Raw genomic sequence first — 25,704 nt, forward strand, 5'->3', positions numbered from 1 at the left:
ATATCGCGTTTTTTCCCGAACGGATCGACATGGACCGTGTGCGTGATTGCGCACGCGCAGCTTTCGTTCACGAGGAAATCCTTGAGATGCCGATGGCTTATGAAAGCCTGGTCGGCGATATGGGGTCGAGCCTGTCCGGTGGTCAGAAGCAACGGATTATCATGGCACGCGTGCTGTACCGGAAGCCGCGAATCCTCGTCATGGACGAGGCGACAGCGCACCTGGACATCCTCAATGAACGCGCCATCACGCAGGCACTCGGGGCACTTACGATCACGCGTGTCGTCATTGCGCATCGCCCCGAAACCATCGCTGCGGCCGATCGTGTCATCTCGCTTGATCCGGAGGATCGACGCGTGGCATTTTCTGATTTTTTGCGCGAGCAAGGGGGCGTGGGCTAAATACTACGATTAAACGTGATTTCTAGCGAGATGATGTTCCTCAGTAGAACACCGGGGTGATTGACCTGATACTGTGCGACACGCTCTGCCCATTCGGAGAAGCATGTAAGATAGGCGGATTTACATTGGCTGATTGCGATAGCCGCCAAGTACCCGTTCATTTAACAATCGTGATGCTGGACGGCGGAAGATCAAGGGTATTTCCGGGCGCAGTCTACCCGGGGGATCTCCCATTATTTGGGTACTGGCTAGGTACCAAAAATACAGCGAACTTTACAGCCCGTAAGCTATTGTTATATCTAAATAAATAGAGGTATTTACCAATATACAAATAAAACAGACGTTTTGTGTATCCAAAAAACAAAAATAGTAGTATTATAGGATTGCCTTCTTTGTAAGCAAAAAGGGAGTCGACTATGAGAATCTTATCAAACTGCGAGCTAGACCGGGTATCGGGTGGCCTGATGAAAAGCAAGCGAGATGATGATCCGGTCACTTACTCTTCAGACAGTAACAGCACAATGCTCGTAAATCATGACAGCGGCATGGATATAAGCGACCATGATAACGCTGTAGTATCTCATACTGATGCTGCGAGTAGTGATAGTTCTTCAGTTATTATTCGCCCGGTTCCGGGTGGAGCCACTGTCGATGTTACCGCACAAAATCCAAATGGCTACGTTTCCTTCAATTTAGACCTCAACAGCCTCGACATTAATACTGTCGAATTGAAGCTGAAATGGCCCGCCCCGTACGGAGTACCCGGCGACAGCACATCCACTCTTTCATTCAAATTTGAAAAGAATGCCCCCCTTCAAGGACAGCAATACTTTGGCTCTGGGGGCAGTGTAATCACGAATGGCCAAACGGATCAGCAGAATAATAAATTAATGGTGACATTTACCGTGAGATTTCCACAGTAAAAGATAAACGTAAGAAATATTAACACTTCCAGCGATTGAGGGTAACTTATGAAAATCGCATCTATGCTTGTTGTGCTGCAGATCATGAGCGAACCCTCCGCCGGAAGTCTAAATATACCACAGAAGATGGTAGCAAGTAACGGTATTGCAATTACAGATGAATCTAGCGATCGGTTACCGCGTAGTACATCATACAATATTCATGCCGATTTTGCGCCAGATCGTGAATACAAAAGTTCATCCATCGAGATAAAAAATGGAAAAATTATTCTAGACATAAAGGTTAACGGTAAAAATACAAAAGCAGTGCTTGATACTGGATCAAGCGCTACTATTATAGATAATAATCTTGCGGATAGATTAGGACTTAGAAGCTCAGGAAATCCTCTTTTAATTAAGAAATTAGGCAATATTAAGACCTTAAAAACAAGCTTATCTAACATGGTATTATTAGATATACCCAGACAAGTTAACATTAAAACTAACTGCGTCTTGATGAATCTAGAAGATCTATCTAAAATTGTGGGTAATGATGTTGGTATTGTAATAGGCCGCGACATACTCATGACATCTTCGATTTATATTAACTTCGATGATAATGAGTTAATTATTAAGCCATCAGGATATATAGAAGCTAGTCATCCAGCTATAAAATCATTCATAAGCGACGATGGGCTGATAAACGTCCGGATAGGCGCGCGCAGAATAGATGCTTTAGTAGACACTGGCTACGCTGGAATACTGAAACTCAATGATAATGATTTATTGAGTGTAAAATCCTCGAATTCTTCCCTAAAAATGGGGGCATCAATCAAAATGACAATTGATGTTGCAGGAATAACCAGCGAGATACCTATTGATACCAATTCAAAATCAAACCCAACAATGACAAATTCTTTGCTTGGATTGGGTTTCCTAAGAAACGTAAATTTGATACTCGATCTTTCAAGGCATCGAATGTTTTTGGTACCGAGAAAAAAGCTAAGCTTCTAGACGGCACGGCGCAGGCGCTACGCTAAACAACACCAAGACGATGCACACACAATCTACGCTGGCCGCGCAATCCCTAGCCGTTTCATCTCGCGATAGACGGTCAAGCGCCCGATCCCGAGCTGGCGGGCCGCTTCGGTCGGCGACACGCTGGCGGCGACCAGTTTGAGCACGGCGCTTACCTTGTCACCGTCATATTCGCGGCGACGCATGAGGCGCCCTATATCCTCGACGGCCTCCTCCATCACGGCTCATCGCTCAGGATCGGCGAGCATTGTACCGATACGGGCGGCGCGACCGACCAAGTGTTCGCGCTCTGCGGGATGCTGGGATTCCGCTTCAGCCCGCGCCTGCGGGATTTTCCAGACCGGCGTCTGGCAGCCCTCGGCCCCATGGCATCCTATCGGGCAATCAGGTCGCTTCTCGGCAAGCGCGTGAAGACCGACACGATCCGCGAACATTGGGCCGAGGTCCTGCGCCTCGTTGCCTCGCTGAAGGCGGGGCACGTCGCGCCATCGGCAATGCTGCGCAAACTGGCCGCCCACGAACGCCAGAACCAGGTCGACCTCGCCCTCCAGGAAATCGGCCGGATCGAGCGGACCTTCTTCATGCTCGACTGGCTGGAAAATCCCGATCTTCGCCGGCGCTGCCGAGCCGGGCTGAACAAGAGCGAGCAGCGTCACGTTCTGACGCAGGCGATCTGCACGTTCCGCCAGGGCCGGATCATCGACCGGACCCACGAGACGCTGCAATATCGCGCGTCCGGGCTGAACCTGATCATCGCCGCGATCGTCTACTGGAACTCCACCTATATCGCCGATGCCGTCCGGAATCTGCGATCGATCGGCGAGGCACCCGATGCCGCGCTGCTCGCTCACACCACCCCGGTCGGGTGGGAGCATATTGCGTTCTCCGGCGACTTCCTGTGGGATCGCGCAGCCGAAACCGTCCGCCGCAGGCCTCTCAATATCGCGGATGACCGTCATTCCGACTGACCGCTCGCACATGTTCTCCCTTGCCGTTGTTTAGCGTCAAACCAGCGCCTTGCCCTCAACCCGCTGGTCGCGCCCAAACACCCCAAGGCTATGCCGGTCATCTTGTTGGCGGACGATCAGGAGCGGTGGCTCACCGCGCCCGTCGAGGAGGCGTTGTCGCTGCTGGCCGCCTATCCGTCCCAGCTCATGTCAGTCTCCTAGCATGGTCGCCAGCTGATCCGGCGATGACTGCCGAGGTGGGTTTCGCGAGCCGGTTGAAACGAACCGGAGATCGGTCCGATCGCGGAAGGCGTTAGCCATGTTTGTCCCGCTCCATTCCGGCGCTAAAAACGTCCGATATGGGGGACAATAGATTCGATCTTCTCACCGACGGCCAGAAGGAGTGCCTGCGCCTCCTTCACGCCCGCTGGTCGGTGAAGGACATCGCGCAGCATATCGGGCGCAGTCCCGTGACCGTGCATCAGCGCCTGACGGCCGCACGCCAGCATCTCGGTGTCGGCCGGAGTCAGGAAGCCGCACGCCTCCTCTTCGAGTATGAGGAAGGCATATATGATCCTGTCATATATGACGGAATCATACTGGCCGAGCCCCAGCGGACGGACGCATCGACCCTGAACCGGACGGCGGGTTTCCCCCTGCCGTTCCCGACCCAGGGGAGGCCGATCAATGACCTGACGCTTGCAGGCAAACTCATCTATTCGCTCGTACTGTCCGCGCTCATCGCCCTCGTTTTCGGGGGTTCGATCGCAGCCTTGAGCGGCCTTTCCGAACTATTCTGACCGGCCTGATCGGCTGGTCCATTCGTAGCGCTATCCGCGCCCCGGAGACATCATGCCGAACATCGTCCAAGAAGCCGCCCGTACCGTCGTGTCCGATCTCGCGCCGTTTGAAACCGCCGTCGACGTGGCGATCGCCCGCGCCGGCCGCTTCCTCGCCGCGCTGGCGGAAGGCACGATCGAGGCGCAGGTCGGCCCCCTCCCCACCCACTCCGCGATGATGAACACCTTCGCTACCGTGGCGGCGCTGGCCGAGGTCCGCAACAGCATGGCGGCAACCCGCCGCGATCTCGTCCTGACGCGGGCCAAGCTCGGCCTTCAGGAAACAGCGATCGGAAGCCTGCCCGGCTGCCCGCCGGCCGAGGCGGTCCAGGCCGAAACCATCACGATGGCCGCCTAAGATGAATGGCGCGACGGCGATCTGGTCCCTATCTGCCCCATGCTCGCCGTCGTGCTGACCTTCGTCCCCCTCCTCTACCTCTGCATTCTTGCCGCATCGCTGGTCTATATCGGCGTGAGAGGCGAGCGCGCGGAACGCGCGTGCATCATCGCCATCACCATCGGTTCGCTTGCCACCGGGCTCGCAGCGAACAAGGGGCCGGCTTGGTATGAAGCAGAGGTGGGGATCTTCGTGGTCGATGTCGCGACCCTGGTCGCGTTCATCGTTATCATGGCAAAAAGCACGAGATTTTGGCCGTTATGGATCACAGCCCTTCAGAACATCGCCGTGATGACCCACCTGGCGCGTTTTCTAAAACCACAAACGGTGCCCATGGCCTACGCCGTGGCGGAACAGCTGTGGGTCTATATAATGCTCTTGATCCTGATCGTCTCAGTGCGGCAGCAGCGATCACGCAGCGCATCGATGAGCTCAGCGACCTCGTAAGGGACTATCTCGAACTGCCGCCATGCACGGCCAAGCGGCTGAGCACGATCGAGGGGGTCATCCAGGCCAGAGCCAAGCGGCGCCACTATCTGCGGCCGGACCTGTTCGTCGAGCCGCGCTGGGACATGCTGCTCGATCTGTATGTCGCGCGGCTCAAGGGAGCCAGGGTGTCGGTGTCGTCGCTATGCGTGGCGGCCAATATCCCGCCGACGACCGCGCTTCGCCACATCGCAGACCTGGTCGAGAACGGCGAGATCGACCGTACCCCCGATCCGGCGGATCAGCGCAGGGCCTTTCTCGAACTTTCCGACGCCGCCTTCGCTCGGATCAACGAATGGATTGACCACTGCCTCTGAATGATGGTCGGCTTGGGAATGACGCGTATGGCAGCGTGAGCGGACCGTCCGTTTCCGCCCACTTGCGGACGTCAGCCTGCGCAAAGTTTGGCGTGAATAGCCCGCAATAGATCATTGCCGTTGACTGAATGTGAGATCAAACATGGATCATCCCATTCGTTCTGAAACGTGAAGTTTTCACCTCCGAATGCCACGACTGTCACGATCCCGACCGCCTTGCCGCTCACCTCTCCGTAAAGCTCCTGGATGCACAGCCGCAGCGCGTCGAGGTCGGATGTGTCGAACTCTAGCGAGACGTGACCATCGACGTTGAGGAGAGAGAAAGGCATAACCGCACGATAGCTCTGGCAACGTCCGCTAACCACCCCACTCGGACGCTCAGGCGGACGATCTGTGTTTCCGAAAGCAGACATTGGTCAGCCCGACCATTCCCGTTTTCCCATCCTCGAGGGCCAATTTCGGGAAAGAGCAATCGGGAACGGATTTTGGGAAAGTCGATGCTCCGGACGCCTCTCGGCGCGATCGGCAGAGCCGCATTTCCCACAACGGGTTCGCAAACGGGAAAGGACTTGCCGTCAGACATACGGCAAGTGTCTCACACCTAAGTCCTTGCTTTGACTAGCATTGTCGAGGCCGTGCTACACAGCCCTTGCTTCACCAGTGCGAGAGCGCAACAATATGCCGATCGATTACAGAAGGGGAGGAGTTTTTGCGTATTAACGTACTTGCCTCATTGGTAGCGCTGTCCTCGGCGGCTAGTCTTCAGGCGCAGGCTCCAGTTCGGCAAGCCACTTCACCCCGAAACCCCTCGGTTTCCCATTTTGAGCATACCGTTAACATATTGCCGGTTCAGCAATGAGCACCGACGCCGTTCCATATTTTCAAGGGCATTATTTTACTTGAGGTCAAGATAAACGGGCGGGCCGGTTGGGCCATGCTCGACAATGGTTTCGCGCACACCGTAATAGACCTCAGTTTTGCTAAGACTGCCGGTTTAAAGATCGGAACTGTCGTAAACAATATTGATCTCGGACCAGTATCGGCTCCGGAACGACTTGTTGAGGGCATGAGGATTGATGTGCCGGGCCAGCTCATACTGTCTGGGGCGGCTATGTCAGTTGATCTAAAGTCATTTTCGAATACCGTAGGTCATCCGATTGATGCAGTTATCGGAGGAGACTATCTCGACAAACTTTGCGTATTAGTTGCGTCCAGTAACAAAACACTCATCTTTGCAAAAACTGGCGACATAACTCCGAAGGGCCGGGCTGCGATTATTCCACTGGAAAATGGCGCTCAATTGACGGCCGAGGTCAACGGCAAGCCCGTGATTCTAGCTATCGACTTGGGCTTCAATGGTGTCGTACAGCTTAAGGAAGAAGCGTGGAAAAGGGTGGTCCCATCCGGGTCGCCAACAAATGAGGGCATGATCAGTTCTGCTGATGGAGTCCTACGTCCAAGCCGATCCGTACAAAACGCCACTCTAAAGGTCGGTCAGATCAGCGCCGATGGCGTTGGCGTTGCTGTTGGTGACCGTATTGCTACAGGTGCAGACGGCCTCTTGGGAACCGGATTTCTCGGTAAATTCGATTTCATCCTTGATGTCGGGGCAAGTCGGCTTGTTGCAATACCCTTTGGCTAGTTGCGGATAGGCCAATCGAGCAATCGCTAAATTCCCGTTTCACCATCGATTCCGGGAATGCCTTGCCTGTCTCGTTGGCCGTTCCAATCGGGACGCCCGATGGCAGTCTGCCGACATAGGGGTTCGTTAGCGTATATCCGGGTCCGTTCTATAAGCCACCCCCAATGCTGGCATATCGATCCATCGTTACTAGCCCTTTGGTCAGGTGAGACGGAAGGTTCGGAGCATGGCCCGGAATACGGGTTCCACCGTGTCATAATCAGCACGGCCGGCGGTGCCGGTGGCGATCATCACGCTACCGTCTGGCGCATTGGCATAGGTGATCCACTGCCGGATCGGGATGCCGTTTGATATCCAGTCCAGGCGAAGTTCGGGAGCTGAGCCGGGGATATCGGCTCGGCGTCGCTGAACCTCCACCGGGGCGGGAAGCGTGTCACGCATCTGTTCGGCCTGCTGATCGGCGAAGGCTTCCAACCGTTCGAAACGATCGGCGGGTAAGTCATCCGGCGCGACCTCGCGCGTCACGACGAAGCTGGGGGCGACGCCTAGCGTCGCCGGGCCAGCCGACAGGATAAGCATCGATTTGTCCTGCCATCCCTCAGGACAGTCGATGGTCATACCTTGCACGCGGGTCACTTCGCCACCTTTGGCGGCCACTTGCCCGCCTTTTCCAGAGCCAGAACGGTGTCTGGATCGGGAGGCGGGAACGGATAGCCGCGTGCCTTGAGTTTCTCGATCACACGCAACCGCGCCTTGTCCTCGTCCGACCCGCGCAGGATGCGACTATCCAGAATGTAGAACGCAAACGTGTCACCGAACTCATCATGGGCCCAGATGTCTGCCCCATGATCCATCAGGATTTCGACCACCGGCCATTGATCCGTCTGCGCGGCATTGATCATCGGGGTGGCCTGGTCTTCGGGAGCGCGTTCGTTGAGACCGATCCCTTTGGCCGCGAGTTCGCGGACCTTGTCTGTATCGGAATACATGACGGCGCCGGTCATCGGAATGTCGGGGTAGTTGGTCACTTTGGGGTCCTTCCGGTTGCATCCGGTGGCGACAAGACACAGGGCTAGTAATAGGGCGGCAGAACGCATCATCCGCATCCATTCTTCGCAAGAGACTTTTCTATTTCTCGCCTGTGCTGGCTAAGCGACGCGTCGACATTGTCCATCATGTGAAGCAAAACGTCGTTAAGGGCGATATTGGCACCGACGTGCAACGAGCGAAGCGGCCGCCATGCCGCGCGAACCTTCCAGCGTGGATCGCTGGCCGCGCTTCTCAGGCTTGGCGGATCGAGCGGCCAAACTCGTGTCGCGGCGGCATCGGGTGCGATTGGCATCGTGTTCAGCCCGTGGAGCGGTTCTCCCTTGACGTAGACTTCGTCGATATCGCTCGTCACAGGATGCGGCACGGTCCTGGCGTTGAGGCCGGCAGGATTGAAGGTCGTGGCTGGCAATCCCGATGCGCGTGAACCCGCAGATGCCATTCCACCGCCCAGCGAGTGCCCCGTCAGACGCGCACCTTTTCCAGCAGGTGCTTTGGCGACGTTCCTGGCGATCTTCTGTGCTCTATCATAGTAGAATGTTCGGCGACCCAGCCCTTGACTGATGTTTGTCTTCCAATCAGCGCCGCTGGTCGTACCCTTATAGGCGACAAGAGGCGCACCGGTTCGATCGTTGATGAACACCGCTGCCCGAAATTCGCTTGGTTCTTTGGTATTGGGGTCAATCGGGTGTTCCAGCATATCCGGTTTCAGGCGCAGCTTGCGCAAATCCTCGAGCGTCGCGTTGCGATAGCCCTCCGGCGGCCTGCGGCTTTCCGGCGGATCGTAAACCGCACTGGCGGCCTGGGCATCGATGCGGAAACGTTCGAACGTCGCTTCCTCCCCGCGCAACGCCGTGCAGACCGGCGACTGGCGCGGCCCGCCGATGAAGACGTTTCGCGAGCCGGTCAGGATCACCGCGCCACAGTCCATTGTCTCGGTAACGCGGGCAGCAGGCCTGCCGTTGACGAACACCGTCGACGATCCGGTCGCGACGCGGCGCAGGCTACCGGGATCCTTGTAGCAGTCGCCGCCCGCCAGGTGGACCATCGCAGAGGGCAGGGCGTTGACGAACACATTGGGCGAGCCCACCGTCAGTTCGCCCGTCGCAGGCCCCATCAGCTGCTTGCCGATTGCCGCTCCGGCAAACGCAGCAGTACCGCCTGTGGCTACGGCTGCGGCGACCGCAATCGCGCCAAGGCCCCCGGTCGCAATCACGCCCACTGCCAGCAACGCGCCTACCGCGATCCCAACAGCAAGTCCTTCAAGCTGCGCATCATGTCCGAAGGTGTCGGTGACGCGCGCGGCAGGATGATCGCTCATGCGGTTGATCTTTCCCGATCGGCGCCCTCCATACCGGTCGGCTGACGGCGGTGAACTTCGCGGATGCGCATGACAGTCTGACGGCTGGTGCCGAACCTGGATGCCAGTGAATTGATGCTCTCACCCTGGTCCAGAGCTTCCAGTATCTCAGCGCGTTTGCGGTCATCTACTGATGGGGGGCGGCCAAGCCGCCTCCCCTCCCCTCGCGCTCGGGCCAAACCCGCTTGGGTGCGCTCTATGAGGAGATCGCGCTCAAACTGGGCGACCGCGTTGATCACACCCATTGTCATGCGGCCGGCCGAGCTGGTGAGATCGATCCCGCCAAGGGCCAGGCAGTGAACCCGTACCCCCATGTCGTCGAGCTGACGCACGGTTGAGCCGACGTCGATCGCGTCCCGTCCCAAGCGATCGAGTTTGGTCACTACCAGGACATCGCCCTTTTCCAGGCGGTCCAATAGGCGGGTGAATCCCTTTCGGGCGAAAGCGGCCACGCTGCCGGACACAGTTTCAGCAATGATCCGATGTGGCTCGATCGCAAAACCAGCGGACGTGATTTCCTGAACTTGGTTTTCAGCCGTTTGGCCAACGGTGGAAACCCGGACGTATGCAAAAGTGCGTGCCAAGAGAGGTTCCGCCTGTCCGTATAGGGTGTCCGCATCATACGGCATGTCCAAAAAAGCGCAATGCTATTTTCCGGACATATAGCTAACAGGTGTCCGAAACAGATCGGTTTCAAAAATACGGTAGAAATTAGTTTATCACTTAAATCGCGAAAACGCATAGCCGCGGTAGATACGGCCGATAGTCTGGCCAAGTTTTTGATTATAAATTTCGTGATGCTCATTTGCCCAGGTCACGATGCCTAGGTTCGTTTTCCAATGCGCCATGTGATGCCCTTCAAGATTTGGTGCGCTTTGTCCTGGCGGAATTTTCCATATGTCTGGTGCAACATCGGCCAAAGGCACCACGGGACCGCCTGAGCCCTTTCGGACCATGGGCTGGCGGTGCGGGTCGACTGCTACCCAATGGCGCTTGGCAAAGATGTTGGTGCTGCCACCTTGCAACAAGCTGGAGTCGATCTGCAAAATGATCCAGCTATCGCCCCAATACTTCATCAATGTCAGTGTTTCAGCCAAAGGGCTCTTGAAGAGGCCTGCGCCCATCGTGTCGGCGCGTACCGCCGCACCGGCTGCGACGAACCAGCGACGCAAGACGCGCGGGTAGGTAATCGATCCAAATTCATCGCGTGGTGTCACTGCCCCAACATCAATTGGCCGTGTCGATGCGCTCAAGCAAGACATGGTCATCCAGTCGATATCGTTGATATGCCGCCGGCGTGGTGTAGCCGTACGGGCCTGGCGCAGTTTGATAGCTGCCAGAATTTCGCCATCGGCGCTCGATAGGCTGAGTGCCGCATTGCGATTGCCAAATCGAAAATGACCGCGTTCCCACAATGAGATCGCATAGGTGACATAGATGTCCGGCCGATCATGGATCAGGCAGTATAAAAAGGCGGCAGGCCCACAATAGGATGTTTCGAGTTGATCGGGCAGCTTGCCATCAAGCCGCGCTTTAATCTGACCGGCAAAATCATCGCGGGTAATCGGCCAGCCGGCAGGACTGCGTTGTACGTGGCATGGCGTCTGATATCTTTTGCCCGGCCGATTTCAATGAAGCGCAGGAGTAAGGCTTGTGCAGCCTTCAGCCGGGCTGCGTTGCCACTGATCATGGCTTTCTCTCCCTCAGGAGATCGTCAATGCGGTTCGATAGGACGGCATTATTATGATCTAGGGAATCATGCGATCGGTCGGGTACGTCGGACGGTACTCGTGGCTTGGCAGCGACTGGCTCTGCCCGTTGAACTCGGGCTAGACGCTCTCCCGCCAAGGCTTCCTGCCAAGCCCGCACTCCGAAGCCACCGCTGATACTGACAAGAACAAGAATGGTGGCCACGAGCGCCCCCGGATAAGTTTCGCGTACATGATGTACCTCGAACTGAGGAGGCGGCGGACCGAACCGGTTGGCACTTGGGGTGCCTGGACGTCCAACCAAGACCGCACCACCGACAAGGACCAGTCCCAGCGAACTCCATACAATGGCATCATCGCCATGACCCAGCCATCGAATCCCCGCAGTGGTCAACAATGCTGCGATGCCCACACCAACTGCGAGCACCAGCCAGCCGTTCTGATCGCAATCATGAACGCGCCGGACGGTTTCAGTGATGAGTTTCGCCGCGATCAATCCCAGCGCAGCATAGATACCGACAACAGCGTAATCACCGAAGTGAGTGAGCATGATGGCGGCGATCATGCTCAGTCCAAGCGCCAAGGCGAACCACGCCATCCAACGTATCCGAGAGGTGCGCGCGGCAAAGGAGAAAAACCGGATCAAACCCAATGCCCTGCTCCTTACACCAGCTTCTGGGGCAGAACGTATAGCATATCAAAGGGACGCAAGGACTGTGCTATCGATAACTAATCGTTACGATCATCGACGCCATCAGCTCTGATAATCGATTGCAAATTGTCGGTGCCGTTTCGGATCGATTATTAAAGTAGCCTTGGATCGTCGAGCATGCTGGCAGGCGTGGGCGTGATCCAGTCGGCACCGCGTAGCGGATAGGGCCCGTAGAAGAGGTCACCCAACGCGCGCCGATAATAAGCATTCATCCAGCGACGTCGTCGATGCTCAGATGCATCGTGAATCATATGGCAGCGCTGGCAAAGCGCGGCGAGCTTTTCGAACCGGCTATCGCTCGGATCATGGTGAAGGTGCGCGCATGCGAGCACGACCGGCGTCCATCTGCCGGCCGCAAGTATGTCTTCGGCCGGGCGGCGGACCCGGCGCCCCTGCCCGCTTCGCCAATAGAGGCGCTGTGCATCCCACCAGCGCCCATCACCAAGGTGGAAGACCCTTTTGCCATGCGGTCTTCCGCAGTGCTCACAACATCCCGTGGCCCGCACAAAGCGAACAAATCGAGAGATGTGCTTCCAGTCTATGGGATAGAGGAAGACATGCTCAGGCCGGATTGGCATCGGCCAACTCCGACGGCATCTCAGGCACGTTCGTCATAGAGCTTCCCGCGCCAGCAATCGCAGCTGGCAGAAACCGATAGACCGTTCCGCGTGATATCCCGAGCTCACGGGCAATATGCGCTGGTCGCATGCCCCTGGCCGCCAGCTGGCGAACCGCCTCCGGATCGATGCGTGGCTTGCCGCCTTTATAAACGCCTCGCGCCTTGGCTGCCGCGATGCCCTCCGCTTGGCGCTCCTTGCGCAGGTTCGTCTCGAACTCTGCGAACACCCCCAGCATGTCAAGGAACGCCTTGCCGGCGGCCGTCGCCGTATCGATCGGCTGCTCGGTAGCCTTGAGCGCTACGCCCCTGCCCTTCAACTCGTGGACGATGTCCTGCAAATCCTTCATCGAGCGCGCCAGCCGGTCGATACGCGTGACGACCAGGGTGTCGCCTTCGCGCAGGAAGTCGAGCAGGATCTGCAACTCGGTCCGCCCGCCGCGATCCGTGCCTGATTTTTTCTCCGATCGGATCGTCTGGCATCCGGCTGCGCGCAGCGCCGCTTCCTGGATACCCAGGTCCTGATCGAGCGTCGACACGCGCGCATAGCCGAAAAGCGTCATGAAGGCCCTTTCTGTTCGATCAGCTTCTAGACCCTCGGCGGCATCTGTTCAATATCGCTGCAAACGACCCTGATCGAACGCTCCTAGTGTTCCACAGGCTGTGTTCTACCAGGGTATACCCGAATTGACGATGGCATATTGAACGCAAGGTACAGGGCTAGAAGCTATTATGGCGGGTTTCCCCAACTGCGTCACGGACTATTATCATGGTCTATCAGGCATTCGTGTGGCATATCGCTACCTGGATGGCATACATTGGAGAGTGGGTCATATGACGTTACAGGTTAACATCACGCCGAATGGTCGCATGAGTCTTCCAGCTGGCATCAGAAAGCGCTTGGGGCTCGAAGAGGGTGGTGCGGTGTTGGTTGAAGAAACCTCTGATGGCATCATACTTCGAACTGTCGATCAGGCCGTGGCCAAAGCGCAGGCAATTGCCAAGCGTTACACGCACCAGCCTGGCGCGTCGGTGGATGACTTTTTGGAGAGACGGCATGAGGACAGCGGCGAATGACCCAGACCGTCCTTGATGCCTCGGCGATCCTCGCGCTTCTCAAAGGCGAACGCGGGGCTAGTAAGGTTACTAGTGTAATCGCTGATGCCTCGGTCTGCGCGATCAATCAGGCCGAAGTTGTCAGCCACTTCATCCATCTCGGCGCCCCGCTCGACGAGGTCCGCGCGATGCTGAGTGCCCTTCCCTATACCGTTATTGCGGCGGATAACGCATTAGCTTGGGAAGCTGGCGGTATGCGTGCAATGACTGCGTCAGCTGGTTTGTCGCTGGGCGATCGCTTCTGTCTCGCTTTGGCAAAACGCCTTGGCGTTCCCGCTTATACCGCCGACAAGGCTTGGCGCGATGTTGCCGCTGAGGTCGGATCGAAGGTCGTAATTATCCGCTAGGATCACGACCTCTTCGTCCGAGCGTTTCGATCTCATTTAGGCTTCGCCAAGAGGCTGGCATTGGTGACATGTTCCGGTTGAAGGATGAGCAAATAGACCCATGATCGGCCATTGGGTGTGCCTCACTAGCTTCCCGCCTTCTGTCATTCGTTCATATTGGAAACAGTGCATTCTCCGCCGTCGCGCTAGTCGAATGAACGTCCCGCGTGGGTGGTCAGCTGCCATTCGATGGACCCATTATGAACCCCTCGGTCCAATGGTCTTGACCCAACACATAGCGATCGATCTGCCAACCATCCGGGTGATCGACGAACCCTGGCTGAACTATGAGCAGCCCCCACCGGGTAGTTCGGGTGGATAGTTAGTGCATAGTCGCCTTGACGATCCCCCGGTTTCTCATCCGGGCGTGATGCGAGTTTCCGACCTGCATCCGCCGGGGTTAACCCCGGCGGATGCAGCATATTCGGCTGGCGTTAGCCAGCCAAGGGCCGTGTGAGGACGGCTCTCATTGTAGTCCCGCCGCCAGGCCTCGATCTTGGTACGAGCATCCGCCAGCGATAGGAACCAGTGGCTGTTCAGGCACTCGTCTCGCAGGCGGCCGTTGAACGATTCAACGAAGGCGTTGTCGGTTGGCTTGCCGGGCCGGCTGAAGTCGAGCGTGACGCCATTCTCGTAGGCCCAGCGGTCGAGCGCCTTTGAGATGAACTCCGGACCGTTGTCGACCCGAATGGCCTTTGGCGCACCACGCACTGACGCGATCCGCGCCACCGCCGCGACAACCTGCTCACCCTTGATGCCCTCGTCGACGTCGATCGCCAGCGCCTCGCGGGTGAATGCGTCGACTATCTATGCCAATCCCGGCTATGGATGGCAGGTAGGTGAGGTTGCAGCGAAACTTGGGCTTGGAGCTTCTACGCTCCGGCGGCAGTTGGAAACCGCAGGCACGTCGTTTCGTGAGGTGTTGCTATCAGTGCGCATGACGACGGCACGCGCACTCCTTGGATCGTCCGGCTACTCTGTTACGCAGGCAGCTCAAGCCGCCGGCTATGCCTCGAGATCACACTTCTCGCGTCGCGTGCAGGCCGCGCACGGCAAGAAACCCCGCCAGTTGAAGGCGGCATTTTAGCGCCGTCCCGAGATCGCTATGCCGTGGCTTGTTTTAAAGGTGCTCCCCATCCCGGCGCGACATGCAGCGCCTGACCATTTTTGGTGGCGACCAGAAGCTACGAGCTTCCGGACCTGAGCGCAGATCCGATCTCGTGCATTCCATCGGCTAGGACAGCTAACGATCCTGCTTGAGGAGTGCTTCGCACCTACCCCTGCAGGGGTGCCGCCTTCAACCAACACATGCCCGTCTATATCAACCTTTTATGGGCCGCAGGTCCAGTCGCCACCCGAGGTCCAGCGGCCGCTCCCGCTGCGGACAAGAGTTAGGGCAGCGGGAAGGGGCGGTGATTCACCCGTACCTTCAGGCTTGCCGGCAACTTCGATCGTGATCATCAGGTCCCGTCCGGTAAACTGCCCGCCCTTGATGATCGCGTTATATCCCCCCGATGCGTCGACCCGCTCGACCGAGCTGGCTACCTTGACCACGCCTTGCAAGGGTCCCGATGATCCAACGTTTCCTCGCGCCAGGAGCAGCGTTGAACCGTCGCGGCTGAAACTGCAGGCGAGTTCGCCGGAGAGCCTTGCTTTTGTGATGTCAGCGGGCGTCAGAGCATCGAGGTGGATGTCAGGTTTCCCACTTGCGTGCGCGCCAGCTTCTGCGCGATCGTCATTTGCAGACGGCACCTCTGCAACGGAACTCGTGGAATCTCGCGAGCTAACGGCGTTCGCGGGGGACGCCTCAGCGCTTGCTGCGTTTTGCTGCGTCTTATCCTCAATATTCGCAGGTTGCGAGCAGCCCGAGGAGGCGAGCATGGGAAGACACAGCATGCTTGCATATAGGTATTGCGAGATCATCAAATCTCCTTGATTGCGTTCGCCGATTAACACGGTGTGGTACCGTGGGTTCCTGGTTAGCAACGCGCAACAGTACCGAGGATAGCTGCAGCCGCTCCAATCTTTGTTGAGACAACCTTGGCGGCGCACGAGGCCCGCTTTCTTATGCAGGGCGCCGATCTTGAACGCTCAGGCTGTTCCCTCGATCTCTCGACAACCTGTCGTCCGTTCAATCGAATCCTTCCCGATCCCCATCTCCGACAGGCAATTTCGGGAAAGAGCAATCGCAAACAGATCTTGGGAAAGCGGACGCTCCGGACGCCTGTCCGGCGAGATCGGCAGAGCCACCTTTCCACTACGCTTTCCCATCGGGAAAGTCGCCAGCGCGGGTTGTCACACTCTTACTTGAACTCGCCCTGCCAATCGTACAGCGCAGCCGTTGTGGCATACTCGCGGAGGTGCGAGATTTTACCATCATGCAGCTTTGCGATGGTTGCGCCGTCGAAGGTCTTTTCCTCGCCACGCCACGTGTAATGGAAAGTCCATTCCGCAGTCTCCTCATCGGGTAAGGATCGTAAATCGCGGATGATCCACTCGATTACATGTCCGTCTTCAGCCAACCATGTTGAAACCCATTGTGCAACCCAATCATGCCCGCGGTAGATTGGTCCGAAGCTCTCAATGACGACGCAATCCGGGGTCAGCGTTGCAAGGATTGCCGCTGCGTCGTGTGCTCGCCAGCCGGCGATGTATTCTTCCAGTCGCGTCGTGGACATAATTGTCCTTCTATAGGTTTTTCTCTTATAAAGCATACTGCCGCTGCCTACGACCTACCAGACATGGAGCTCCACCGAACGCGGACATTCCCAAAATGCGATCTCAATGGGAACGCCCCTGCCGTCTCGCAGGCCATCGGTTTTGGACAAGGGCGTTGGACGCTGGTTGGTCGCCGGGTGAATACGATCAGCACGGATGACGCCTTGGCGTTTGATATTATCGACGCGGACAATGACACCATGTCCACACTCCTCGCCAATGGCGAAACGCAGGACTTCCGATGCTGCGCACCCAGCGAAATTCGGGCCGCCGTTCAGCCCGATCCTGCGGCCGACACCATGCCGTCTGTTGAGGCGCCCAGCGAAGGGAATCCGATGCCGGGTGGGGTGTGACGATCGGCCTAGTTTGAAAATTGGTATTTATCTCAGGCTTCCTCCTTCTGGGTAGCCCATCGACCGTGACCTCTGCATCACGGAAGGCGTGTCCAATCGGAAGGTCAAGGCCAGTATTTGAAGTGATTTCAAACGGCTCATATTACCGGTGCGGCGCAATTCCGCGCAATGAAGTCCCCATGCGCCGGCAGATGCCGTACCGCCGCGCGCGTCACTTCGGCGATCCGGTTTAATCGGGCCCTTGCGGCCTCCAGCGGGACCCCCAGTGCGATCGGGTCGAAGCTCTCCGCCGTCAGCCCCTGTCCGTCCATCACCGCCAGCCAACTGGTGCGGGTGAACAGGTCGTCGGCTTCGCGGTAGACGCGGCCGGTGCGGCGGTAGATGGCGATGCGCTCGGCCAGGCTGTCGGGGATGGGCATGACGGCCAGGTCGCGCCAATAGGCGGTTTCGCCGCGCGCATTGGCGTGGAAATGCAGGATCAGGAAGTCGCGGATGCTCTCGAACTCCGCGATCATCAGGCGGTTGTAGCGGCGGATGTCGGCCGCCCCGAAGGCGCGGGTTGGCAGCATTTCCAGCAGCCGGGCGATGCCCGCCTGGACCAGGTGGATGCTGGTCGATTCCAGCGGTTCCATGAAGCCGCTGGACAGGCCCAGCGCGACGCAGTTGCGGGCCCAGAACGCATCCCGCCTGCCGGCGCGAAAGCGCAGCAGGCGGGGATCGGCCAGCGCCTCACCGTCCAGCCCCTCCAGCAGGGTCGCGATCGCCTCGTCATCCGAGATATGCGCGCTGGCATAGACATGGCCGTTGCCGATACGGTGCTGAAGCGGGATGCGCCATTGCCACCCCGCTGGCTTCGCGGTCGATCGGGTGTAGGGTGTAGGTGGGCCGGTGATCGCACTCGGCACGGCGACGGCGCGGTCATTGGGCAGCCAGTGGCCCCAATCCTCGAACCCCGTCCCCAACGCCTCACCCAGCAGCAGCGAGCGGAAGCCCGAGCAGTCGATGAACAGGTCGGCTGACAGGCGGGCACCGTCGGCCAGCGTCACACCCTCGATGAACCCGGTTTCGGGGTGCAGGCTGACGTCAACCACCCGCCCCTCGATGCGGCAAACCCCTGCCCCCTCGGCATGGCGGCGCAGGAAGGCGGCATAGAGCGTCGCGTCGAAGTGAAAGGCATAGCCGATCTGGGCGAGCGGCGTGTTGCCCGGCTGGGGACGGCCGAAACGCCCCGCCATCGCCGCAGCGGTGCAGATCGAATAGGCGGCGAGCGGCTCGGCCTCGCCCGCTTGGTGCAGGCGGCGCCACAGCGCCTCGAACGGCACGGCTCCGGCATCGAGGCCATAGACGCCGAAGGGATGGAAATAGCGTCGCCCCTGCTTCCACCAGTCGACGAATTCGATACCCAGCTTGAAGGTGCCGCCCGTCGCGCGGACAAAGTCGTTCTCGTCGATGCCGAGCAGCGCGTTGAACGCCTGGATGGGCGGGATCGTCGCCTCGCCGACGCCGATCGTGCCGATCTCCTCGGACTCGATCAGGGTGATCGTCGGCCCCTGCGGTCCCAGCACGCGGGCCAAAGCGGCTGCCGCCATCCAGCCCGCCGTGCCCCCGCCGATGATCGCGATGCTGCGTAAGGGTGCGTCGGGGGTCATGCGATGGTCCGGCATTGCAGGAAGAGATTGCCCGTCAGCCGCCCGCGTCGCGGATCGTCGGCATGAGGCGGGACGGCGTCGATCAGGCCGCTATGGAGCAGCGCGGCGCGGTAGAGGATCAGCCGGTCGGGCCGCGCCTCGACCGTGTCGATCAGCGCGAAATGCGCGTGGTCGCCGGTGACGTAACCGCCGGGCTCCAGCGCGGCGAGTTCGGCGTCGAGATGAGGGCGATAGAGCGGCAGGCGCTCGGCATCGATCGTCTCGAACCCGGTGGCGCGGTGGCGGAAAAAGCCGGTGCCTGCGGCATGATCCGACAGATAATGAACTCCGGCAAACTGCATCCGGTCGGCCGCATCGACATGCGGTAAGCGCTGGTCGGGGGCCAGTTCGGCTGGCGGAGTCGTCACCAGCGAGAAATTGCCGCGCGCGCGGGCGGGCGCCACGGGGCCGGTGCCGAAATGCGCCGCGATCAGCGGGAGCGCGAAGCGGACCAGCCCGTCGAGATAGGCGACCGGCGCGGGCGCGAGCAGGCCCGGATAATGGCTGTCGACCGTGGCGGCCGGCGCGAAGCCCGCCCCCGCCGCGTGGCCGCGCAACGGCCCCAGCAAGCCGGTCGCGTCATCGATGACGACGACCGGCTCGCGTTCCTGCCCGACATGGCGAATGGCTATCCGGGGCATGGGGCGTACAGCGGTGTTCAACGATCGGAATCCTACCGATGGAGCCGCCATCACGACCCCATCGGACCCGGTCAATAGGTGGCGCGCAGCGAGAAGCCGAAGCGCCGGTCGTTCAGCGTATATTGCAACGGCTGGCTCATCGTGCCGATATAGGTCAGGTTCATGCGGTTGGTCAGGTTCACCGCATCCAGCGACACCGCGATATGCGTGTTCAGATTGTAACTGACCGAGGCGTCGAGCGAGGCATAGGGTTTCTGGAACTGCGGAATGCCGTTCGCGCCGCTGCCCTGGGTGGTGTCGAAATATTTGCCCCGCCAGCTCCAGGCCAGACGCCCAGTGATCGGCCCCTTCTCGTATAGGCCGACGAGATTGTAGCTGTGCTTGGACAGCTTCTCGAGCGGCACCGTCGTCGGGATGTTCGACCCCGCCGTCGCGAACGGGTTGGTCACGCTGCTGTCGACATAGGTGTAATTGGCCTGCACCCCCAGCCCGCTAAGCAGCCCCGGCAGGAAGTCGAAGAACTGCTGGTACGCCGCCTCGAAGCCCTTGACCGTGCCCTTGCCGGTGTTGACCGTCGTGCCGATCGCATAAGTGACGCCATTGAAATTCTGGAAGGTGGTGCCGCCCGCCAGGAACCCGTCGACCTTCTTGTAGAAGCCGCCGATCGTGAACGAGCCGGCCGGCGCGAAATACCATTCCGCGGTGACGTCGTAATTGTCCGAGGTGATCGGTCGCAGGAACGGATTGCCCGAGCCCCCGGTCGGATATTGCGCGATGACATTGTTGTTGCTGTCGCGCACGATGAAGGTCCGCTCGGTCGGATTGTTGAGCGAGACGTTGGTCGCCATCTGGTCGAAATTGGGCCGCGCGAAGGATTTCGAGAAGGCGAAGCGCGTCTGGAACGTATCGGTCAGGTGTGCGCGGATGTTGAAGCTGGGCAGCGCCTTGATGTACCGGCGCTCGACATCGATCGGCGCCTGGGTCCCGTCGCTGTTGAAGATGGTGCCCGCAGAGCCCGTATCGGTGCGGACCAGCCGGACCCCGGCATTGCCGTCGATCATCACGCCACCCAGTACGCCTTCATAATCCGCCGCGATATAGGCGGCGAGCGTGCGTTCGGTCTGGTGGTTCAGGTCGCCGGGCGAGAAGCTGTTCTTCGGCGTCGCGCCGAACTTCGCCTCGGTCTTGGTCAGGCTGTCCCAGAGCGAATTGCCGGGCTCGAAATTGGGATAGAGGATCCCACCGGTCAGGGTACGGTTGTCGAAGAAATGGGGCGTCGGCCCCTTCAGCGCCAGCTCGGGGAATTGCGACAGCCGCACGAAGGGCTGGCCCGCAGCCGACGAGCAGCTTGGGTTCGGCCCCGAGGGCAACAGGCAGAAGCCGTTCCAGGTGCCGCGCAGGTCGATCGTGCTGTCCGAATAGCGAAGCCCCCCGCGCAGCTTCTGGAGGAAGCCGCCCTCGACATCATATTCCAGGTCGTATTTCAGCGAAAGCTGGTCGGCATCGTTGCGGGTGAGCGCGTCCGCCATATAGGTGAAGGCGTAATTGTTCGGATCGGACAGCAGCGCGGGGTTGCGCACGTTCCAGACGGGGCGCGATCCGCGCAGGTCGAAATCGACGACGCTCTGGTTCTTGGCATTGTACGGCGTCTGCCCGGTCTGGTCGTAGAGCGAGATGACGAAGCCGTTGCGATCGGCATTATAGCTCGACTTCAGATACTGGCCGTCGAAGGTCGCGTGCAGCCGGTCGGACACGTCCCATTTGGCGTTGAGCGTATAGTTTCCGGTGGTGTTGGTCAGGTCCTGGTCGAAGCGCGCGGATTCGAACACCTGATTGGCCAGCGAGCCCGAAGTCGCGTACCCTGCGCTGTCGAAGGTGAAGGCCGCACCGTTCAGCGGCGTCGTGACCGTGTTGCCATTATTGTTATAATAGAAGTACTTGCCCTGGCGGTAGAACTTGTACCGTGAATAGAGCGCTTGGGCGGTGACCAGCAGATTGTCCGCCGCCTGCCACTGCCATGCACCCGCCAGGCCCAGCCGCTTCCGGTCGCCGCCATCGTCATAGATCTGCTCGCCATAGGGCACCTGCGCATTGGCGGGGGCGCCGGGGATCGTGATGCCTGAGGGAATGGGGCCGAACGCGCCGATCAGGATCGCATCCTGTCGGTACGAGCTGCGCGCATAGCTGGCGTTGAGCAGAATGCCCATCTCGCCGATGCCAGTCTGGAAGCGGTTGCTGTAGAGCGCCGAGCCCGATCCGCCGAACTTGTCGGCGCGGTCGTAATAATTGCCCTTCAGCGTGGCGCTGATGAGCTGCCCCGGCTGGTCGAAGGGCAGGCGGGTACGGATATTGACCACGCCCGCAATATCGCCCTCGATCGTGCTGGCGGGCGGGTTCTTATAGACGTCGATGCCAGCGAGCAGTTCGGGCGGGATCGCCTCCAGGTCGAGCGTGCGGCCACCCGAGGCTGAGATGGCGGCGCGCCCATCGATGAAGTTGCTGACCTGGGTCAGGCCGCGCACGGTGATGGCGGGGGTGGTGCGATGGTCGAAATCGGTCGCGCCCTCGCCATAGCGCCGCTGGATTTGGACACCGGTGATGCGCTGGAGCGCCTCGACCGTGTTGGCGTCAGGCAGCTTGCCGATATCCTGCGCATTGACCGAGTCGACGATCTGATTGGCGTTGCGCTTGATCGCCTGGGCCGAGCGGAGCGACTCGCGGACGCCGATGACCACGATATCCTGATCGGCGGTGACGGTGCCGGTCGCCTGGGCGGGCGGGTTCGCGGTTTGCGCGCTCGCATGGCCGCACGTACCGATCGACAACGCCGCGACCGAAGCGCCGCATAGAATGCGCGCGTAATATCCTTTCATAACCTCTCCCCTTTCGGACCAATTTCGTTGGCTTAGGAGCGGCATGGTATAGTTTTATATTGTTAGACAAATGACAAATGCGTCATATTCGTACAGGGGCAGCCAGATACCTGAGAGGGGCCGCCTGTTCCCGACGCCAGGGGATTTCTCTCTCCGCAGAGCCGAGGTAAATTGTCAGATCATAGAGATAATGATGGTCGCCAAAGCCAAGCACCCACCTCGGCGAAAGTGCAAAGCCAGGTTGGCGAGCGGGATGGTGCGGCAGGCGCTCCTTCTCACATGTGCCCTCAAGGAGTGGCCATCAGTCGCCCGAGCAACCGGCGGGCCTATCGGTTGGTCGCGGCGTCACGGTAACCTGCGCGGGCGCCAGGGCCTCCCACTCCTCCACCGCCAACCCGGCATGACGATCCTTCGTCCCCGACGCCTCGAGCACGGCGCGCAGGCAGCCGGTGGTGACGGGGCGGAAGCGGACTTCCTGAAACCCGTCGACCCCGGTCGGGTAGGGGCCAGCGATCCGTCGCCACCCCTTGTCCCAATATTCCAGATGCCAGGCCTTCGGCGGGGCGATGCCCTCGGCGGATCCGGCGGGCTGGTCGGCGAAGAAGCGAATGCGGGTCGCGTTCAGCGTGACGGGTCTGGGCCAGCGATATTCGATCCAGGCGGTGGCCGGATTCTGCTTCGTCCAGTTGCTCCACATATCGGGCGGCAGTGGCGCCCTACGCACCACGCCGTCGTTCAGCGCGGCGATCCAATATTGCACCGGGACCGGCATGTTGGAGGCCGTGGCCCAGGCGCCCAGGGCCAGGTTGCGAGTGGGGCGTGGCGGCGATCCCGGGGCCTTGGTCGGCTGCACCGGGCGGATGGCGGGCGGCGAGACGCTATCGTCCCAGGCCATCGGATCGATCGCGACCGAGCGGCGGAAATGCCCGCCGCCCGTCGCATCCGCCGTGTGATAGGCGAGATACCAGCGCCCCTTATATTCCACCGAGCCGGCATGGGAGGTGGTCGACGACACGGGGCGCAGGATCACGCCGCGATAGGTCCAGGGCCCCATGGGCGACGGCGCCGAGGCATAGGCCTGGCACGCATGATAGAGCGTCGGTGTGCAGGGGCTGTCGGGCCCGGCATTGTTGGCGGCGTAGAGCAGATAATAGGTGCCCCGGCGCTTCATCAGCCAGGGCGCCTCGAAGAAACCGGCCGCGCCGGTGATGGTCCGCTCGGGCCCCTTGGGGGTGACCATGTCCGCCGCCAGTTCCATCGCACGCAACCGGCCGAAAGTCCCCCAATAGATATAGATGCGGCCGTCATCGTCGATCAGGACGGTCGGGTCGATATTCTGGATATCGTTGGCGACGGGCGTTTCCTGCGAGATGATCGGGCCCGCCGGATGCGCGTCGCGCCACGGCCCGGTCGGGCGGTCGGCGACCGCCACACCGATCGCGAATCGGTCCTTGGCCCCGCCGCCCCGCTGGAGCACCGGCGCGTAGAGATAGAAGCGGCCATCGCGTCCCTTCACCATCTGTCCGGCATAGGCGCGGCCCGGCTCGGCCCAGGCGAAGACGGATTCGGGGCGGGCGATGGCGGGATAATGGCGCCATCGCCCGCTGGCCGGATCGTTGGTCGACAGCAGCTGCCACTCGTTCATGATGAAGTCGTTGACGCCGGCCGGCGCTTCGTCGCGTCCCGCCAGGATCCAAAGCGTATCGCCATCGACCAGCGGCGCCGGGTCGGTGGAGTAGGCGCGGCCATCGGCGAGAATCGGATTGCCGCGGCTATGGATGGTCTCAGAAGCGAGCTGTGCGGCGAGGAGGATCAGCGGGATCATGCCCTATCCTGATCGACCGAACCGGGCTTGTCGATATCGTATACGGTTAGCGATCCAGCATCGCCGATGTTGGGCAATGCGTCGGCACGTGACCCGGCCCCGGGCGGTAGACCAGCCGCATCCGGCTGGGCCCCGTCGGCACACAGGCGGCCAGATGATAGTCGCGCGCCAGCACCTCGCGCAGCACGGCGCGGGTGGCGGCATTGCCAAAGGCGAAGCGCGGATAATCGTCGACGATCGCGCCTGGACGGGCGGCCAGAATGCGGCGAATCTCGACCACGGGATCGGTGCCGATCGCGGCTGCGCTGGCTTCGTCCTGCGTATTCAAATGGCCGGGAAAGACCCAGCGCGACGGCAGGCAGCTCCCGGTCAGCATGTAGAGCGCCGGATAGCCGTCATAGACATAGAGGCAGCCGCGCGCCGGGGTTGCCGCGCGGGCGACCGCCATCGCCTCGGCCGCGCCGCCCTTGGCGCGTTCGCTCATGTAGAGCACGATCTGCCCTGCCAGCGCGATCGTCACGACGAAGGCGACGGTCCACCCCCGCCGCCAGCGGCCGAACACCGGTGCGGCGACGAGCACGGCGGGCAGGATGATGGGCATGGCATAATGCGGGCTGCCAAACCGACCATAGAGCAGCACCGCCGCGACCGTCACCGCCAGCCAGATGAGCAGCACGGCGAAACCGTCCCGCGCTTCGGCCGGTACGCGCCGCCAGGGCCGCCCGAGCGCGATCACCAGTGCCAGCGGCGACAGGATGCCGACGCACGCCGCGAGCCCTTCCAGCTCATCGGTCAGCGGCCGCGCCGCCTGTCCCCCGACCGACAGGACATTGCCGAACAGCCAGGCGGGCCCCTGCCCCATCGCGGCATAGACGCTCCAGGCCGCCAGCGTCGGGAGCAGCGCCAGCGCGATCCATACCAGCGCCATGCCGGCCAGCCGTGTCATCGGCACCCGCGCACGCCATCCCCGCCAGAGCAGGATACAGCCGAACGCCACCCCCTCGGGCAGCACCGAATATTTGATCTGCGACGCCAAGCCGACGGCCGCCATCGCCACCGCGCCCTGGACGAACAGCCGCCCCCGCCCCTGAACCGCGCGCAGCACCGCTGCACCGGCAACCAGCATCAGCGCATTGTAGAAGACCGGCGACTGGCCCCCTTCCCCCTCCATCAGGTTCAGCCAGAGGATATAGAGGATCGCCGCGACGAGCCCGCCCACGGCGCCGGCGAAGCGCCGCGCCACTTGCTGCACGCCATAAGCGGTGGCGATGACGAAGCCGGTCGCGACCAGCTTATAGGCCAGGAACCCGTCGCCCCCCCCTGCGGCCCCCAAAGCCCGCGCAGCCGCATAGAGCAGGAACAGCCCGATCGGCTTGCGATCGAAGATATCGACATAGGGCAACGCGCCGTGGAGCATCCGGTCGCCGACCAGCAGATAGAATTGCTCGTCGAACCCGATCACCGGATTGCCGAAACTCTGCGCGCGCGCGGCGAGCGCGACGAGCGTCAGGAGCAGCAGCGCGCCCCCCTGCCCGCCCCAGCCGCGCCGTCCCGTCCACCCGCTTTGGCCCTGCCCGTCTTTCATGCCGCCAGCGGGTGAGTGGCTTTGCCGGCGAAGGCAAGCGGCAATGTGTTGGCGATGCGATGACGGGCATGTCATGGGGGGCTGTCTATTGGTGGGTGGCCCATGC

27 protein-coding genes and 3 pseudogenes are annotated in these 25,704 nt (G+C 60.3%); 12 read left to right on the forward strand and 18 right to left on the reverse strand.

Annotated features, from left to right (window positions below):
- The 3 genes from ABDV78_RS11670 to ABDV78_RS11680 form a co-directional block, all read left to right on the forward strand.
- A partial coding sequence (locus ABDV78_RS11670; RefSeq protein ID WP_343527599.1) for an ATP-binding cassette domain-containing protein occupies positions 1 to 401 on the forward strand: 401 nt, incomplete at its 5' end.
- Between the two features lie 416 nt (positions 402 to 817).
- Positions 818 to 1,324: a hypothetical protein gene (locus ABDV78_RS11675; protein ID WP_035386282.1), complete on the forward strand. Its 507-nt coding sequence runs from the start codon at positions 818 to 820 to the stop codon at positions 1,322 to 1,324.
- Between the two features lie 84 nt (positions 1,325 to 1,408).
- Positions 1,409 to 2,317 carry a retropepsin-like aspartic protease gene (locus ABDV78_RS11680; protein ID WP_170170561.1) on the forward strand — a complete coding sequence of 303 codons (909 nt, stop codon included), beginning with the start codon at positions 1,409 to 1,411 and terminating at the stop codon, positions 2,315 to 2,317.
- 53 nt (positions 2,318 to 2,370) lie between these two features.
- On the opposite strand, the pseudogene ABDV78_RS11685 reads toward ABDV78_RS11680, so the two are convergent.
- A pseudogene (locus ABDV78_RS11685) lies at positions 2,371 to 2,499 on the reverse strand (recombinase family protein); the annotation flags it as partial.
- Here ABDV78_RS11685 and ABDV78_RS11690 point away from each other — a divergent pair.
- From ABDV78_RS11690 to ABDV78_RS11710, 5 genes and pseudogenes are all read left to right on the forward strand, one after another.
- Positions 2,482 to 3,309, forward strand: a pseudogene (locus ABDV78_RS11690) (Tn3 family transposase); the annotation flags it as partial. The pseudogenes ABDV78_RS11685 and ABDV78_RS11690 overlap by 18 nt on opposite strands.
- Before the next feature lie 302 nt (positions 3,310 to 3,611).
- On the forward strand, positions 3,612 to 4,088 hold the full coding sequence (locus ABDV78_RS11695; RefSeq protein ID WP_035386284.1) for a sigma factor-like helix-turn-helix DNA-binding protein: 477 nt from the start codon (positions 3,612 to 3,614) through the stop codon (positions 4,086 to 4,088).
- 52 nt (positions 4,089 to 4,140) lie between these two features.
- Entirely contained in the window at positions 4,141 to 4,485 is a 345-nt protein-coding gene (locus tag ABDV78_RS11700; protein WP_016509467.1) for a hypothetical protein, read from the forward strand.
- 39 nt (positions 4,486 to 4,524) lie between these two features.
- Positions 4,525 to 4,971 carry a hypothetical protein gene (locus ABDV78_RS11705; protein WP_051121484.1) on the forward strand — a complete coding sequence of 149 codons (447 nt, stop codon included), beginning with the start codon at positions 4,525 to 4,527 and terminating at the stop codon, positions 4,969 to 4,971.
- A 125-nt stretch (positions 4,972 to 5,096) separates the two neighbouring features.
- The gene (locus tag ABDV78_RS11710; protein WP_170170567.1) at positions 5,097 to 5,327 is read left to right on the forward strand and encodes a winged helix DNA-binding protein; all 231 of its coding nucleotides are present in this window, start codon (positions 5,097 to 5,099) and stop codon (positions 5,325 to 5,327) included.
- 71 nt (positions 5,328 to 5,398) lie between these two features.
- Here ABDV78_RS11710 and ABDV78_RS11715 read toward each other — a convergent pair whose 3' ends face one another.
- Complete coding sequence (locus ABDV78_RS11715; RefSeq protein ID WP_016509463.1) at positions 5,399 to 5,656, reverse strand: hypothetical protein; 258 nt, start codon at positions 5,654 to 5,656, stop codon at positions 5,399 to 5,401.
- 605 nt (positions 5,657 to 6,261) lie between these two features.
- Here ABDV78_RS11715 and ABDV78_RS11720 point away from each other — a divergent pair.
- Complete coding sequence (locus tag ABDV78_RS11720) at positions 6,262 to 6,969, forward strand: aspartyl protease family protein (RefSeq protein ID WP_035386286.1); 708 nt, start codon at positions 6,262 to 6,264, stop codon at positions 6,967 to 6,969.
- Between the two features lie 201 nt (positions 6,970 to 7,170).
- On the opposite strand, the gene ABDV78_RS11725 is transcribed toward ABDV78_RS11720, so the two are convergent.
- From ABDV78_RS11725 to ABDV78_RS11760, 8 genes are all read right to left on the reverse strand, one after another.
- The gene (locus ABDV78_RS11725) at positions 7,171 to 7,626 is read right to left on the reverse strand and encodes a DcrB-related protein (protein ID WP_035386234.1); all 456 of its coding nucleotides are present in this window, start codon (positions 7,624 to 7,626) and stop codon (positions 7,171 to 7,173) included.
- Positions 7,602 to 7,997, reverse strand: coding sequence for a hypothetical protein (locus ABDV78_RS11730; protein ID WP_170170569.1), 396 nt, complete (start codon positions 7,995 to 7,997; stop codon positions 7,602 to 7,604). The genes ABDV78_RS11725 and ABDV78_RS11730 overlap by 25 nt, the downstream gene beginning before the upstream one ends.
- A 68-nt stretch (positions 7,998 to 8,065) precedes the next feature.
- Complete coding sequence (locus tag ABDV78_RS11735; protein WP_016509338.1) at positions 8,066 to 9,337, reverse strand: PAAR domain-containing protein; 1,272 nt, start codon at positions 9,335 to 9,337, stop codon at positions 8,066 to 8,068.
- Positions 9,334 to 9,960 (reverse strand): recombinase family protein, encoded by a 627-nt coding sequence (locus ABDV78_RS11740; protein ID WP_051121477.1) that lies wholly within the window; start codon positions 9,958 to 9,960, stop codon positions 9,334 to 9,336. The genes ABDV78_RS11735 and ABDV78_RS11740 overlap by 4 nt, the downstream gene beginning before the upstream one ends.
- Before the next feature lie 135 nt (positions 9,961 to 10,095).
- Positions 10,096 to 10,791 carry a hypothetical protein gene (locus ABDV78_RS11745; protein WP_016509320.1) on the reverse strand — a complete coding sequence of 232 codons (696 nt, stop codon included), beginning with the start codon at positions 10,789 to 10,791 and terminating at the stop codon, positions 10,096 to 10,098.
- 41 nt (positions 10,792 to 10,832) lie between these two features.
- A complete protein-coding gene (locus tag ABDV78_RS11750; RefSeq protein WP_035386231.1) occupies positions 10,833 to 11,066 on the reverse strand; it encodes a hypothetical protein in 234 nt (77 codons plus the stop codon).
- A complete protein-coding gene (locus ABDV78_RS11755) occupies positions 11,063 to 11,737 on the reverse strand; it encodes a DUF805 domain-containing protein (protein ID WP_051121476.1) in 675 nt (224 codons plus the stop codon). Before ABDV78_RS11755 ends, ABDV78_RS11750 begins: the two co-directional genes overlap by 4 nt.
- A gap of 621 nt (positions 11,738 to 12,358) precedes the next feature.
- On the reverse strand, positions 12,359 to 12,976 hold the full coding sequence (locus ABDV78_RS11760) for a recombinase family protein (protein ID WP_016509344.1): 618 nt from the start codon (positions 12,974 to 12,976) through the stop codon (positions 12,359 to 12,361).
- 271 nt (positions 12,977 to 13,247) lie between these two features.
- Between ABDV78_RS11760 and ABDV78_RS11765 the strand changes: the two genes are divergently transcribed.
- Positions 13,248 to 13,490, forward strand: coding sequence for an AbrB/MazE/SpoVT family DNA-binding domain-containing protein (locus ABDV78_RS11765; protein ID WP_170170575.1), 243 nt, complete (start codon positions 13,248 to 13,250; stop codon positions 13,488 to 13,490).
- The gene (locus ABDV78_RS11770; protein ID WP_170170571.1) at positions 13,487 to 13,876 is read left to right on the forward strand and encodes a type II toxin-antitoxin system VapC family toxin; all 390 of its coding nucleotides are present in this window, start codon (positions 13,487 to 13,489) and stop codon (positions 13,874 to 13,876) included. The genes ABDV78_RS11765 and ABDV78_RS11770 overlap by 4 nt, the downstream gene beginning before the upstream one ends.
- A 396-nt stretch (positions 13,877 to 14,272) precedes the next feature.
- On the opposite strand, the pseudogene ABDV78_RS11775 reads toward ABDV78_RS11770, so the two are convergent.
- The 3 genes and pseudogenes from ABDV78_RS11775 to ABDV78_RS11785 form a co-directional block, all read right to left on the reverse strand.
- Positions 14,273 to 14,722 (reverse strand): annotated as a pseudogene (locus ABDV78_RS11775) (integrase core domain-containing protein); the annotation flags it as partial.
- Positions 14,723 to 15,244: 522 nt separating this feature from the next.
- Positions 15,245 to 15,871 (reverse strand): hypothetical protein, encoded by a 627-nt coding sequence (locus ABDV78_RS11780; RefSeq protein ID WP_170170638.1) that lies wholly within the window; start codon positions 15,869 to 15,871, stop codon positions 15,245 to 15,247.
- Positions 15,872 to 16,218: 347 nt separating this feature from the next.
- Positions 16,219 to 16,593 carry a nuclear transport factor 2 family protein gene (locus tag ABDV78_RS11785; protein ID WP_170170639.1) on the reverse strand — a complete coding sequence of 125 codons (375 nt, stop codon included), beginning with the start codon at positions 16,591 to 16,593 and terminating at the stop codon, positions 16,219 to 16,221.
- Between the two features lie 177 nt (positions 16,594 to 16,770).
- Between ABDV78_RS11785 and ABDV78_RS11790 the strand changes: the two genes are divergently transcribed.
- Positions 16,771 to 16,986 (forward strand): hypothetical protein, encoded by a 216-nt coding sequence (locus tag ABDV78_RS11790; RefSeq protein WP_170170640.1) that lies wholly within the window; start codon positions 16,771 to 16,773, stop codon positions 16,984 to 16,986.
- A gap of 137 nt (positions 16,987 to 17,123) precedes the next feature.
- Here ABDV78_RS11790 and ABDV78_RS11795 read toward each other — a convergent pair whose 3' ends face one another.
- From ABDV78_RS11795 to ABDV78_RS11815, 5 genes are all read right to left on the reverse strand, one after another.
- Positions 17,124 to 18,635, reverse strand: a complete 1,512-nt coding sequence (locus ABDV78_RS11795; protein WP_170170641.1) for a tryptophan halogenase family protein — start codon at positions 18,633 to 18,635, stop codon at positions 17,124 to 17,126.
- Positions 18,632 to 19,315, reverse strand: coding sequence for a DUF6445 family protein (locus ABDV78_RS11800; RefSeq protein ID WP_170170642.1), 684 nt, complete (start codon positions 19,313 to 19,315; stop codon positions 18,632 to 18,634). Before ABDV78_RS11800 ends, ABDV78_RS11795 begins: the two co-directional genes overlap by 4 nt.
- 71 nt (positions 19,316 to 19,386) lie before the next feature.
- Positions 19,387 to 22,188, reverse strand: coding sequence for a TonB-dependent receptor (locus tag ABDV78_RS11805; RefSeq protein ID WP_170170643.1), 2,802 nt, complete (start codon positions 22,186 to 22,188; stop codon positions 19,387 to 19,389).
- Positions 22,189 to 22,489: 301 nt separating this feature from the next.
- Positions 22,490 to 24,013 carry a family 43 glycosylhydrolase gene (locus ABDV78_RS11810; RefSeq protein WP_051121449.1) on the reverse strand — a complete coding sequence of 508 codons (1,524 nt, stop codon included), beginning with the start codon at positions 24,011 to 24,013 and terminating at the stop codon, positions 22,490 to 22,492.
- A gap of 46 nt (positions 24,014 to 24,059) precedes the next feature.
- Positions 24,060 to 25,598 carry a hypothetical protein gene (locus ABDV78_RS11815; RefSeq protein ID WP_051121450.1) on the reverse strand — a complete coding sequence of 513 codons (1,539 nt, stop codon included), beginning with the start codon at positions 25,596 to 25,598 and terminating at the stop codon, positions 24,060 to 24,062.
- Between the last annotated feature and the right edge of the window lie 106 nt (positions 25,599 to 25,704).

Origin of the sequence: Sphingomonas sp. (assembly GCF_039594485.1) — a bacterium.
In the GTDB taxonomy this organism is placed as follows: domain Bacteria; phylum Pseudomonadota; class Alphaproteobacteria; order Sphingomonadales; family Sphingomonadaceae; genus Sphingomonas.